The 12,529-nt window shown below is 71.2% G+C and carries 12 protein-coding genes and 1 pseudogene; 8 read left to right on the top strand and 5 right to left on the bottom strand.

The window, feature by feature from the left end; all coding sequences use genetic code 11:
* Positions 1 to 81 precede the first annotated feature (81 nt).
* Positions 82 to 2,094: an ATP-binding protein gene (locus HUT10_RS07205; RefSeq protein ID WP_254896730.1), complete on the top strand. Its 2,013-nt coding sequence runs from the start codon at positions 82 to 84 to the stop codon at positions 2,092 to 2,094.
* 13 nt (positions 2,095 to 2,107) lie between these two features.
* Here the strand turns inward: HUT10_RS07205 and HUT10_RS07200 are convergent, their stop codons facing one another.
* Both HUT10_RS07200 and HUT10_RS07195 read right to left on the bottom strand, forming a co-directional pair.
* Positions 2,108 to 2,602, bottom strand: coding sequence for a MarR family winged helix-turn-helix transcriptional regulator (locus HUT10_RS07200; protein WP_176170450.1), 495 nt, complete (start codon positions 2,600 to 2,602; stop codon positions 2,108 to 2,110).
* A 73-nt stretch (positions 2,603 to 2,675) separates the two neighbouring features.
* Positions 2,676 to 3,257: a TetR/AcrR family transcriptional regulator gene (locus HUT10_RS07195; protein ID WP_176170449.1), complete on the bottom strand. Its 582-nt coding sequence runs from the start codon at positions 3,255 to 3,257 to the stop codon at positions 2,676 to 2,678.
* A 49-nt stretch (positions 3,258 to 3,306) separates the two neighbouring features.
* Here HUT10_RS07195 and HUT10_RS07190 point away from each other — a divergent pair, with 49 nt between their 5' ends.
* Positions 3,307 to 4,263, top strand: a complete 957-nt coding sequence (locus HUT10_RS07190; protein WP_176170448.1) for a quinone oxidoreductase — start codon at positions 3,307 to 3,309, stop codon at positions 4,261 to 4,263.
* A gap of 219 nt (positions 4,264 to 4,482) precedes the next feature.
* Positions 4,483 to 5,448: an IS481 family transposase gene (locus HUT10_RS07185; protein ID WP_176170447.1), complete on the top strand. Its 966-nt coding sequence runs from the start codon at positions 4,483 to 4,485 to the stop codon at positions 5,446 to 5,448.
* Between the two features lie 13 nt (positions 5,449 to 5,461).
* Here the strand turns inward: HUT10_RS07185 and HUT10_RS07180 are convergent.
* Positions 5,462 to 6,370, bottom strand: a pseudogene (locus HUT10_RS07180) (IS5 family transposase).
* Positions 6,371 to 6,405: 35 nt separating this feature from the next.
* Positions 6,406 to 7,200 carry an IclR family transcriptional regulator C-terminal domain-containing protein gene (locus HUT10_RS07175; protein WP_176170446.1) on the bottom strand — a complete coding sequence of 265 codons (795 nt, stop codon included), beginning with the start codon at positions 7,198 to 7,200 and terminating at the stop codon, positions 6,406 to 6,408.
* A 113-nt stretch (positions 7,201 to 7,313) separates the two neighbouring features.
* Between HUT10_RS07175 and HUT10_RS07170 the strand changes: the two genes are divergently transcribed.
* The 5 genes from HUT10_RS07170 to HUT10_RS07150 are packed head-to-tail and all read left to right on the top strand — an operon-like array spanning position 7,314 to position 11,775.
* On the top strand, positions 7,314 to 7,874 hold the full coding sequence (locus HUT10_RS07170) for a flavin reductase family protein (protein WP_176170445.1): 561 nt from the start codon (positions 7,314 to 7,316) through the stop codon (positions 7,872 to 7,874).
* A 28-nt stretch (positions 7,875 to 7,902) separates the two neighbouring features.
* Positions 7,903 to 9,459: a 4-hydroxyphenylacetate 3-hydroxylase family protein gene (locus HUT10_RS07165; RefSeq protein WP_176170444.1), complete on the top strand. Its 1,557-nt coding sequence runs from the start codon at positions 7,903 to 7,905 to the stop codon at positions 9,457 to 9,459.
* Between the two features lie 26 nt (positions 9,460 to 9,485).
* Positions 9,486 to 10,331 (top strand): catechol 1,2-dioxygenase, encoded by an 846-nt coding sequence (catA, locus tag HUT10_RS07160; RefSeq protein ID WP_176170443.1) that lies wholly within the window; start codon positions 9,486 to 9,488, stop codon positions 10,329 to 10,331.
* 33 nt (positions 10,332 to 10,364) lie between these two features.
* A complete protein-coding gene (locus tag HUT10_RS07155; protein WP_176170442.1) occupies positions 10,365 to 11,483 on the top strand; it encodes a muconate/chloromuconate family cycloisomerase in 1,119 nt (372 codons plus the stop codon).
* A gap of 1 nt (position 11,484) precedes the next feature.
* Complete coding sequence (locus HUT10_RS07150) at positions 11,485 to 11,775, top strand: muconolactone Delta-isomerase (RefSeq protein WP_176170441.1); 291 nt, start codon at positions 11,485 to 11,487, stop codon at positions 11,773 to 11,775.
* On the opposite strand, the gene HUT10_RS07145 is transcribed toward HUT10_RS07150, so the two are convergent.
* Complete coding sequence (locus tag HUT10_RS07145; RefSeq protein WP_176170440.1) at positions 11,763 to 12,512, bottom strand: SDR family oxidoreductase; 750 nt, start codon at positions 12,510 to 12,512, stop codon at positions 11,763 to 11,765. The two genes, HUT10_RS07150 and HUT10_RS07145, sit on opposite strands and share 13 nt — an antisense overlap.
* Positions 12,513 to 12,529 lie beyond the last annotated feature (17 nt).

The following is a 12,529-nucleotide window of genomic DNA, read 5'->3' as shown; positions in this document are numbered from 1 at the left end:
TGATCATAGCTGCTACTGTTCAGCAGAGTCAGCTCTGATGAACAGTGCCGGCTCTTCTGGGCCTGGGTGGAGGAAGGTCGGGTGGGTACGACGGGTCTGGCGGGCCGCCTGGCCGAGGCGCGAAGCCGGGCGCTGGTGGGCCGGGAGCCGGAACGGGCGGTGCTCGACCGGATGCTGTCGGGGGCCGCCGACGCGCCGCTCGTGGCGTACGTGCACGGTCCCGGCGGCATCGGCAAGTCCTCGCTGCTGCGCCACGCCGCGCGGCAGGCGGAGCTCGCGGGGCGGCGGGTGGTGCACGTCGACGCCCGGTTCCTCGACGCTGATCCGCGTCGCCTCGAGGAGGCCGCCGTTCCAGCCTGTGCCGAGCCGGGCACCGTCCTGCTCCTCGACACCTTCGAGCGGTGCCAGCCGCTCGAGCCGTGGCTGCGCGACACCTTCCTGCTCCGGCTGGCCGAAGGTGCGCTCGTCGTCCTGGCGAGCCGGATCGCGCCGGACGCCGAGTGGTCGCTGGACCCGGGCTGGGCGCCGCTGTTCGCGGAGCTGGCCCTGTCACCGCTGGACGTCGCGCAGTCCGACGCGCTGCTCGCCGCCCGTGGTGTCCCCGCCGACCGGCGCCCGGCGTTCGTCGCGTTCGCCGGAGGCAGCCCGCTGGCCCTCTCGCTCGCCGCGTCGGTGCCGCTCGCGGCGCCGGACGCGCCGTGGGAGCCGACCGAAGACGTGCTGACGACGTTGGTCGACCGGCTGGTCGGCGACGTGCCCACCGCGGCCCACCAGCGTGCTCTCGAAGTCGTCGCCCAGGCGTACGTCACGCGGGAATCGCTGGTGCGCGCGGTGCTGGGGGAGGGGGAAACGCCGGCGGTGTTCTCCTGGCTGCGGCAGCAGCCCTACATCGAGACCACGCCCGAAGGGCTGCACCCGCACGATGCCGTGCGGGCCACGCTCGCGGCCGACCTGCGCTGGCGCGACCCCGAGCGGTACGACGAGATCCGCGTCCGGATCTCGGTCGCGGCCCTGCAGGCGGTGCGCGCCGCCACGGAGGACGACGCGCTGCTGCGGGTCGCGGAGTGGATGTTCCTGTGCCGCCCCCGGAACGGCCCTGAGCACCCGTACGACTGGCGGGCGCACCCGCACCTCGAAGACACCCCGCTGCGCCCGGCCGACGTGCCCGCCGTGCTGCGCATGGCGGCGGAGACCGAGGGCCCGGCTTCCGCGGCCGCGGTCGCCCATTGGGTGCGCCGCCAGCCGGAGGGGTTCCGCGTCTACCGCCCCGCCGGGTCCGCCACCCCGGCGGGGTTCATGGCCACCCTGCAGCTGACTGCGTCCCTGCCGGAGGACCGGGCGGCGGACCCGGTGATCGCGGCGGTCTGGGACGCCGTGGCGGCGGTCGCGCCGCTGGGGCCGGGTGAGCACCTGGGTATCCGGCGGTTCGCCGTCGAGCCGGGACGGCACCAGCGGCCGTCGCCCATGCTGGACCTGATCAGCCGGCGCACCATCGCGAAGGAGATGCGGACCCGCGGCCGCGCGGTGGCCTTCACCGTCTTCGAAGACGGTGACCGGTGGCGGGACTACCTCTTCGAGGCCGGTCTGCGCGAGATCGCGGCCGTGGACGTCGGCGGCCGGCGCCAGTACGTGTTCGGCCGGGACTGGCGGCGGCAGACGGTGGAGCAGTGGGTGGAGCACCGGGTCCAGACGGTGGCCACGCCGGTGGCCACGTGGCCGGCCACGCCGCCGTCCGGCGCGGCGGAGGACCACCGGCGCCGCGCGGCGTTCGAGAAGGACGTGCTGGAGGCGCTGCGGATGTGGCACACCCCGAGGGCCTTTGCGACCAGCGCGCTGCTGCGGTCGTCCCTCGTCCCGCCGGGCTCGGCCGACCCAGCGGCGGACCTGCGCGCGGCCATCACGACGGCCCTCGACGCCCTGCCGGTCGATCCGGCGGGGGTGAAGGCACACGAAGTGCTCACGGCGACTTACATCGCGGCTCCCCGCACGTTGAAGGCGGCCGCCCGGCGGCTCGGGGTGCCCTACGGGACTTACCGGCGTCACCTCGCGGCCGCCAAGGCGCGGCTGGTCGAGCAGTTGCTGGCGGGCAGCTGATCCGCGCCTTCCGTCAGGCCCGCCGGCCGCGGCGGCGGGACGTCGCCGAGCGGGGCGGGGTCGAGCGCATGTGGTCGCGCACCGGGGCCAGCAGGGCGGCCAGGGTTTCGACGTCAGCGGCGGAGAGCGGCTCGAACAGCAGGCCGCTGACCACCTCGACGTGCCCGGGCAGCACTTGGGCGAGCCGGGTGCGGCCGGCCTCGGTGATGGTGACCTCCGTGCTGCGCTCGTCGTCCGGCGACGGGGTGCGCACGACCAGGCCCGCCTTCTCGAGCAGGCTCGCCTGGTAGGTCAGTCCGCTGCGGCTGTAGACGACGCCGTCGGCCAGGTCGGTCATGCGGTGGCTGCCCGTCGGGGAGTCGCCGAGGCGGGCCAGGAGCTGGAACTGGACGTAGCTGAGGTCGCCGGCGTCCTTCAGCTGCTGCTCGACGGCGTGGCGCAGCAGGCTGGTCACCTCGATCAGGTCGAAGTAGGTACCGAGCTGCACGGGATCGAGCGAAGCGGCCATGGCCGCAGTCTACTGCTTCGAATTCGAAATTCCGGGCGCCCTCGGAGGCGGGTCTTCTCCCGCCGCCGGGCGCTCACACCAGCAGGCGGTCGAGGCAGAGGTTCAGCCCGGCTTCCAGGTGCTCGGTGGACCCGGTGGACAGCAGAACGGTGACCCCGCCCTGGATGGTGCCGACCAGGGCCGCGGCGGTGTGGTCGGCGTCGAGTTCCGGGTCGGCCTCGCCGGCCGCCTGCGTGGCCTCGATGCCGGCCCGGACGCACGCCTGCCACCGCCGGACCAGTTGCGCGGCAATGGCTCGGGACGCGGGGCTGTAGCGGCCGACGTCGGAGATCAGCACCCCGAGCGGGCAGTACAGCCCTTCGTCGCGGTACTGGGTGATGATCAGGTCGCGCCACGCCTCCCAGGCCGCGCGCGAGGTGAGTTCGTCGAGGTACGGCTGCTGTCCTTCGAAGACGCGGTCCGCTTCGTGTTCGGCGACGGCCAGCAGGAGCTGCTCCCGCCCTTCCGGAAAGTAGTGGAACATCTGGCCTTTCCCGGTGCCGCTGCGCCGGCCCACGTCGTCCAGGGTGATGGCGTTCACGCCGCGTTCCCGGATCTCGGCCGCGGCGGCTTCGACGATGCGCCGTCGGGTGGCCGCGCCCTTCTTCGTGGTCATGGCAAAAGTGTACTTGCAGGTACATTTTTCGCGGCCTAGCTTCGGCCGCATGAAAGCGATCGTGATCAGTGCAGCGGGTGGCCCGGAAGTGTTGCGGCTGCAGGAGCGGCAGGCGCCTCGGCCGGGCCCGGGAGAGATCCTGGTGGACGTCCGGGTGGCGGGCGTGAACTTCTTCGACGTCGGGATCCGCCGGGGACGGCTGGCCGAAGTGCCGGGGATGGAAGGCACCGGCGTGGTGGCGGCGGTGGGCGAAGGGGTCGGCGAGTTCGCCCCGGGAGACCGGGTGGCGTGGCTGGCGATCGAAACCCACGCCGGCTACGCGGAGCAGATCGTGCTCCCGGCGGCCCAGGTCGTCGCGGTGCCGGACGCCATCGACGACGAAACCGCGGCCGCCGTGCTGTTGCAGGGCCTGACCGCCCACCACCACTGCACGGTCTGCCACCCGGTGCAGCCCGGGGACATCACGCTCGTGCACGCCGCCGCCGGCGGGGTCGGGCTGCTGCTGACCCAGCTGATCAAGGCGCGTGGCGGCACGGTGATCGGCCTCGTCTCACGGCCGGAGAAGGTCGCGGTCGCCACCGCCGCGGGCGCCGATCACGTCCTGATCTCCACCGGGGAGGCGTTCGTCGAGCCGGTGCTGGACCTGACCGGTGGTGCGGGCGTGCACGCGGTGTTCGACGGCGCGGGTGGCCCGACGTTCGCCGGCTCGTTGAAGGTGCTGCGGACGCACGGCACGATGGTGTTCTACGGGCCGCTGATCGGGGACGTGCCGACCATCGCGATGAACGAGATCCCGCGCAGCACCCGCCTCACCTACGGCACGCTGCCCGACCACATCGAGACCCGCGAGGAGCTCGTCGGGCACGCGGCCGAGCTGTTCGGGCTGGTCGAGAAGGGCGAGCTGACCGTGCGGATCGGCGGCCGCTACCCCCTGGCCGAAGCGGCGAAGGCCCACGCGGACCTCGAATCGCGGGCGACGACCGGGAAACTGCTGCTGATCCCGTGACCACGGAAGGCGTCCCGCGGCACCGAAGGGCGAGTGCTCACCGGAGGTCGGCGATCCGGCGGGCGGCGAACGCGTCCTGTGGGACGGCATCCGCGGCACGGCCGGACGCGGCTAGGTGTACTTGGCCAGGACGTTGGTGGCGGTGGGTCGTGGTTGACGTGAGGAGAGCCTCCGGTTGAGGTGTGGCTTGTCTAGGACCCACGCCAACCGGAGGCTCTCGTGTCTCACCGTAACGCCCGGACCACCTTTCTGGGCCGGTTGCTGATCGTCCGGCGTCACCAAGCCGGATGGCCGCAAGCACACATCGCCACCGCGATGGGGATCTCCCGCAAATGCGTGAAGACCTGGCTGGACCGCTACGCAACCGAGGGCGAGCCCGGTCTGCGGGACCGATCCTCACGCCCGCATACCTCACCACGACGGACCAGCGACGAGCTCGAAGCGCGGATCGTCGCATTGCGGCAGCGTGAACGCCGCGGACCGGCCTGGCTGGGCTGCGAACTGGGTGTCCCGGCACGGACGGTGTCACGGGTACTGGCCCGCCACCAGATCCCGCGGCTGGCCGCGCTGGACCCGATCACCGGGCAGGTGATCCGGGCCAGCAAGACCACGGCAGTGCGCTACGAGCGCGAGCAGCCGGGCGAGCTGGTCCACATGGATGTCAAGAAGATCGGCCGCATCCCCGACGGCGGAGGCTGGCGAGCCCACGGCCGGGCCCAGCGGGAAGCCACCCGCGACCGCAGCACCAAGATCGGCTACGACTACGTTCACTCCCTGGTCGACGACCACTCCCGCCTGGCCTACTCCGAGATCCACCCCGACGAGAAAGGGCCAACCTGCGCCGGCTTCCTCACCCGGGCGATCGCCTACTTCGCCGGCCACGGCATCACCCGGATCGAACGGCTGATGACCGACAACGCCTGGGCCTACCGCTGGTCACTGCGTGCGGTCTGCGCCGAGCACGGCATCCGGCAGAAGTTCATCAAACCCCACTGTCCCTGGCAAAACGGCAAAGTCGAACGCCTCAACCGCACCCTGCAAACCGAATGGGCCTACCGCCAAGCCTTCACCAGCAACACCCAACGCACCGCAGCCCTTGCACCCTGGCTCGAGCACTACAACACTCAACGCCGCCACAGCGCACTCGGAGGCCACCCACCCACCAGCCGACTGCCACCAACCTAATGGCCACATACAGCTAGGGCGTGTCTGACAATGCTTTGGTCCAGGTGATCGCGGCGTGCAGGACGACCGCTGATCGGTAGACGATGGCCAACTTGTCGTAGCGAGTGGCCAAGCCACGCCATTGTTTGAGCAGGTTGAACTGTCGTTCGACCACGTTGCGGCCGCGGTAGTCGACCGGGTCGAACGCGTGTGGGCGGCCGCCGCGGGAACCGCGGCGTTTGCGGTGCCCGGCCTGATCGGCCGGCTCGGGGATCACTGCGACGATGCCGCGGGCGCGCAGATGCCCGCGGATCGCTCTCGAGGAGTAGGCCTTATCGCCGCGAACCCGATCGGGCCGGGTGCGGGCCCGACCACGCCCGGCCCGGCGGATGCGCAGATGCCGCATCAGATGCGGGAACATCGGCGCGTCCCCGGCCTGGCCAGGACCGACCAGAGCCACCAGTGGCCGGCCGTGCCCGTCGACGAGATGATGCACCTTGGTGCTCCACCCGCCGCGGGAACGGCCGATGGCGTGGTCAGGCGACTCGGTCAGCAGTTCCGTGTAGTTCGACCCAGCCCCCTGTGGGGCGGGTGATGTTGGTGGCGTGCTGATGCGCCCGGGCGATCGTGGAATCGATCGACACCGACCAGTCGACCAGACCGGCCGCGTTCGCGTGGGTGAGCAGGCGTTGCAGCACGGTGTCCCAGGTGCCGTCACCGGCCATCCGGCGATGCCAGGTCCAGATCGTCTGCCACGGACCGAACACCGCCGGCGCATCCCGCCACGGGATCCCGCACCGATACCGGTAGATGATCCCTCGACCATCGCCCGCGCATCCGAGAACGGACGACCACGCTGACCGGTGCGGACCGGCAGCAAGTCCTCGATCAACGCCCATTGATCATCCGAGAGCAACTGAAACCGCGACACGACCAGCAGCATCCCAGCAACCCACCGAAATATTTGTCAGACACGCCCTAGAAGAACCCTTCGCGGCCGGAGCCGGGGGCGACGCGATGCCCGAGGTCGGCGCTGATCCGCGCCGCCGTGCGGACCACCAGCGGCACGACCTCCTGGCGCAGCTTCTCCACGTCCGAGCGCCCGCTCGACGTCGACGACGCCAGGGCGGCCACCACCGCGCCGCTCGCGTCGCGCACCGGCGCGGACACCGACAGCAGGCCCTCTTCCAGCTCCTCGGCCACCAGTGACCAGCCCTGGTCCTGCACGGTCCGCAGCGCCTTCCGGAAGCCGTCTTCGTCGGTGATCGTCCGCGCGGTGAACCTCGGCAGGCCGGTCGCGACGACCTCGTCCACCAGCGCCGGTGGCGCCCAGGCCAGCAGGACCCGGCCCATCGAGGTCGCGTGGGCGGGTACGCGCGTGCCGATCGAGACGTTGATGCTCATGATCCGCCGCACCGGGACGCGGGCGACGTAGACGACCTCGGCACCGTCCAATGCGGCCAGTGACGCCGATTCGCCGGTCTCCTCGGCGAGGCTCAGCAGCCGCGGCTGGGCGGTCTCGATCATGCCGTGCGAAGCCGAGTAGTGCTGGCCGATGCTGAGCACGCGCGGGGTCAGCGACCAGCGCGGCCCGTCGCCGCGGACGTACCCGAGCCGTTGCAGGGTGAGGAGGATCCGCCGCACGGCCGGGCGGGACAGGCCGGTCGCCGAAGCCAGCTCGGCGAGCGTCGGGTTCGCGCGCTCGGCGTCGAACGCCATCAGCACGGCGAAGCCCCGCTCGATGCTCTGGATGAAGTCGCGGTCGGTCTCCATCGCCCCATCCTTCCGCACCGGCCGTCTTGACAACGCGGACGCGCCGGGGGACTCTCCTTAACGTGTCCGCATAGCGTTCATGATGTACGCAAAGCGTACAGGAGGTAAGGGCAATGACGCTCGACCAGCGTGCAATCCGCGACGCCTTCGGCCGCTTCGCCACCGGCGTCACGGTCGTGACCTGCCGCAACGACCAGGGCGAACCCCACGGGGCGACGGTGAACGCCTTCACCGCCGTCTCCCTGGAGCCGGCCCTGTGCCAGGTGACGCTGACGCGCCGGTCGAAGGCCTGCCGCTACCTCGACGGCGCGCCGTTCGCCGTCAACGTCCTCGCCGCGGACCAGCTCGACACGGCATGGCACTTCGCCGGCCGGCCCCAGGACCGGGCGCCGGCGTGGGCCGAAGGCGTGGTGGCGCCGGTGCTGACCGGCACCGCGGCCACCATCTCGTGCCGTCCGTGGCGGACCTACGACGGCGGTGACCACCTCATCGTCATCGGCGAGGTCGCCCACCTCGAAACCGGCGACGCCGACCCGTTGCTGTTCTTCGCCGGCGGGTTCCGCGAACTCGGCCCGCGCGGCCACGCCCACTGGTCGGCCTCGGTCGACTGCCCCGACCTCGGCTGGTTCGGCTCGGCCGCCGAATTCGCCCCGCTCACCGCAGCAGCTTCCTGAACCCGTTCACCGACGAAGGGTTGGCCCGATGACCATCCAAGAGCACGACGCACCCGCCAAGGTGCGCACGACCCGGCCGATGACCGGCGACGAGTACGTCGAGTCCATCCGCGACGGCCGGGAGGTGTTCATCTACGGGGACAAGGTCGACGACGTCACCACGCACCCCGCGTTCCGCAACTCGGTGCGGATGACCGCGCGGCTCTACGACGCCCTGCACGACCCGGACCGGCAGTCCGTGCTCACCGCGCCGACCGACACCGGCAGCAGCGGCTTCACCCACCCGTTCTTCCGCACGCCGAAGTCCAAAGAGGACCTGTTCGCCGACCGGGACGCGATCGTCGCCTGGGCCCGGATGACCTACGGCTGGATGGGCCGCAGCCCGGACTACAAGGCCGCCTTCCTCGGCACGCTCGGCGCGAACTCCGACTTCTACGAGCCCTTCGCCGACAACGCCCGGCGCTGGTACGCCGAGTCGCAGGAGAAGGTCCTCTACTGGAACCACGCGATCATCAACCCGCCGGTGGACCGCGACCGCAACCCCGACGACGTCAAGGACCTGTTCATCCACGTCGAAGAAGAGCGTGACGACGGCCTGATCGTCTCGGGCGCCAAGGTCGTCGCGACCGGCTCGGCCATCACCAACTACAACTTCATCGCCCACTACGGCCTGCCGATCAAGAAGCGCGAGTTCGCGCTGGTCTGCACGGTGCCGATGGGCGCGCCGGGCATGAAGCTGATCTGCCGCAACTCCTACTCGAACGTCGCCGACGCGACGTCGAGCCCGTTCGACTACCCGCTCTCGAGCCGGTTCGACGAGAACGACACGATCTTCATCCTCGACAAGGTGAAGATCCCGTGGGAGAACGTCTTCATCTACGGCGACGCCGAGAAGGCGAGCACGTTCTTCCCCGGTTCCGGCTTCCTGCACCGCTTCACCTTCCACGGCGTCGCGCGGCTGGCCGTCAAGCTCGACTTCATCGCCGGGCTGCTGATGAAGGGCGTGGAAGTCACCGGCACCAAGGACTTCCGCGGCATCCAGACCCGCGTCGGCGAGGTCGTCGGCTGGCGCAACATGTTCTGGGCGCTCTCGGACGCGATGGCCGCCAACCCGGACGAGTGGAAGAACGGCGCCGTCCTGCCGCACCTGGACTACGGCCTCGCCTACCGCTGGTTCATGACGCTCGGCTACCCGCGCATCCGCGAGATCATCCTGCAGGACCTCGGGTCCGCGCTGATCTACCTGCCGTCGTCGGCGAAGGACTTCTCCTCGCCGGAGATCCGCCCGTACCTCGACCAGTACGTGCGCGGCTCCCACGGCTACAGCGCCGTCGAGCGGGTCAAGCTGATGAAGCTGATCTGGGACTCGATCGGCAGCGAGTTCGGCGGGCGCCACGAGCTCTACGAGCGCAACTACTCCGGCAACCACGAAGGCGTGCGCGCCGAGCTGCTGTTCGCCGCCCAGCAGTCCGGCTCGGCCGAGGCGATGAAGGGCTTCGCCGAGCAGTGCATGGCCGAGTACGACCTCGACGGCTGGACCGTCCCCGACCTCTACAACCCCGGCGCCACCTCCCTTTCCCGCTGACCTTTCCCGCTGACGAAGGACCGCGCATGACCACCACCGAACACGTACCCACCGCGGCGGGCTCGGGCAGCTCCGCCAGCGCCGCCTTCCGCGCGGCCGCCCGCACCACGCGGGACGTCCCGCCCGAACGCGTCGACGAAGTCGCCCGCGCCGTGCTGCACGGGGTCCACCAGGCGATCCGCGACCACGACGTCACCTACCCGGAGTTCCAGGCCGCAAAGCAGTGGCTGATGGACGTCGGCGAAGGCGGTGAGTGGCCGCTGTTCCTCGACGTGTTCGTCGAGCACGTCGTCGAGGAGGTCGCCGCCCGGACCCAGGACGGCACGAAGGGCAGCATCCAGGGCCCGTACTACCTGCCGGACCAGGAGAAGCTGCCGTGGCAGGCGAGCCTGCCGATGCGCTCCAGCGAAAAGGGGACTCCGCTGGTCTTCGCCGGGCAGGTCCGCGACGTCGACGGCGCCCCGGTCGCCGGCGCCGAGCTCGACATCTGGCACGCCGACGACGACGGCTACTACTCGGGCTTCGCGCCGGACATCCCGGCGGGCAACCTGCGCGGTGTCGTCGTGAGCAACGGCGAGGGCCGGTTCGAGATCACGACCGTCCAGCCGGCGCCGTACCAGATCCCGACCGACGGCCCGACCGGCAAGCTCATCGCCGCCGCCGGGTGGCACGCGTGGCGCCCGGCCCACCTGCACCTGATGGTGCGCGCGCCGGGCCACCGCACCATCACCACCCAGCTGTACTTCCAGGGCGGGCAATGGCTCGACAGCGACGTCGCCGAAGCCACCAAGCCGGAGCTCGTGCTCGACCCGCAGCCTGCCGGTGACGGCCGGCTGCGCGCGAGCTACGACTTCGTGCTCGAACGCGCCTGACGTCCCGCCTCCCTGCTGCCGAAACGAGGATCGATGACCGACCTGGGGATCGAGCGTGTCGAGACGGTGCTGCTGGACGTGCCGCTGCGCCGTCCGCACCGCTTCGCCCGCACCGGCATGGCCGCGCAGCCGGTGCTGCTGGTGTTCGTCCACACCCGCGGCGGCGCCGTCGGCGTCGGCGAGGGTGTGGTGCCGGGCGGCCCGTGGTGGGGCGGCGAGTCCGCGGAAACCATGCGGCTCGTCGTGGCGCGCTACTTCACGCCGGTCCTGCTCGGCCGCGAGGTGGACGACGTCGCCGGGATCCTGCGCGATCTCGGCGACGTCGTCGCGGCCAACCTCTACGCGAAAGCGGCGGTGGAGGTGGCCCTGCACGACGCCTGGGCCCGCGCGCTCGGGGTGCCGGTGCACACGCTGCTGGGCGGGCTCGCCCGGCGGTCGGTGCCGGTCACTTGGGCGCTGGGCACCGAACCGGCGCCGGTCGTCGCCGACGAAGCCCTCGCGAAGCTGGACGCCGGCCACCGCAGCTTCAAGCTGAAGATGGGCGCGCTCGACCCGGCCGAGGATGTCGCGCGGGTGTGCGCGGTGGCCGAAAAGCTCGTCGGGGTGGCCAGTGTGCGGGTCGACCTCAACGCGCGGTGGGACCTGCTGACGTCGCTGAAGCACCTGCCGCGGCTGGCGGACGCGGGCGTCGACCTGGTCGAGCAGCCGGTGCCGGGGGCGGAGGTCGAAGCACTCGCCGAGATCAACCGCGCCCTGCCGATCCCGGTGATGGCCGACGAAAGCCTGCGCACCCCGGGCGACGCGCTCCGGCTGGCCCGAGCCCGCGCGGCCGACATCTTTTCCTTGAAGACCACCAAGTCCGGTGGCCTGCGTGCGACCCGGGCCATCGCCGAGGTCGCCGCCGCGGCCGGGATCCCGTGCCACGCCGGCACGTCCATCGAAAGCCCGGTCGGGACGGCGGCGACGCTGCAGCTGGCCTGCACCACCCCGGCCGTGACGTGGGGGAGCGAGCTGTTCGGGCCGCTGCTGATGAGCGAAGAGCTGCTGACCACGCCGTTGCGCTACGCCGAGGGCGAGCTGCACCTGCCGGACGGCCCGGGCCTGGGCATCGAACTCGACCTGGCGGCGGTGCGCCGCCTGGAAAGGCGCTGAGATGCTGTTCCACGTGCGGATGGACGTCGCGATCCCGCCGGGGCTGGACGTCACCGACCGGGTGGCCGCCGAAAAGGCCCGCGCGCTGGAGCTCCAGCGCGCGGGCGTGTGGGTGCACCTCTGGCGGATCGTGGGGCGCTACAGCAACTTCAGCGTCTTCGACGTGGCTTCGAACGACGAGCTGCACGGGATCCTCTCGGGCCTGCCCCTGTACCCGTTCATGAAGATCGAGGTCACCCCGCTGGCCACGCACCCGTCGGATCCGGCCGCGGCGGGTGGTCAGGAGCGGTAGCGGCCGCTGAGCACGTCCAGGACTTCGGCGTAGCGGCCCTCCGCCTCGGCGTTGCGCTGCCACTTCACGCGCTCGACGAGGATCTGCTCGGCCTTCGGGCCGGCTTCGAGCAGGGCCATGACCTCGTCGAGGAAGTCGTCCAGGGGCATCGCCACCTCGGAGTCCTGCTGGTTCATCAGCGTGGTGCGGATGGCGGGCGGCACCAGTTCGATCACCTGGACGTCGCTGCCGGTCAGCTGCACCCGCAGGCTTTCGGTGAAGGAGTGGACGGCCGCCTTGGTCGCGTTGTACGTCGGCGTGGCCGGCAGCGGCACGTAGGCCAGACCGGAGGTCACCGTCATGACGGTCGCGGCGGGCCGGGCCAGCAGTCCGGGCAGGAACGCGTGGACCAGCCGGATGGGGCCCAGCAGGTTGACCGCCACGGTGCGCTCGGCGACGTCCAGCGCGGCCGGGTCGCGCAGGTCCTCGGGCTCCATGATGCCGGCCATCGTGATCAGGGTGTCCAGCCCGGGATGGCGGGTGGCGAGCTCGTCACGGGCGGCGGTGATCGACGCGGGGTCGGCGGTGTCGATGGTGACGGTGTCGAGGCCGTGCTCGGTGCGGATCCGCTCGAGCAGTTCGGTGCGGCGCCCGCCGACGATGACGGTGTTGCCCTTGTCCTGCAGGCGCCGGGCCAGCCCGAGGCCGATGCCGGAGGTCGCGCCGGGTATGAAAACGGTGTTACCGGTGACGTTCACTGGATTCCTTCCGAAAT

The sequence above is a fragment of the Amycolatopsis sp. Hca4 genome (genome assembly GCF_013364075.1).
Classification (GTDB): Bacteria; Actinomycetota; Actinomycetes; order Mycobacteriales; family Pseudonocardiaceae; genus Amycolatopsis.
The sequence above is the reverse complement of the archived record's forward strand: the minus strand, read 5'-3'. Positions and strand labels throughout refer to the sequence as shown.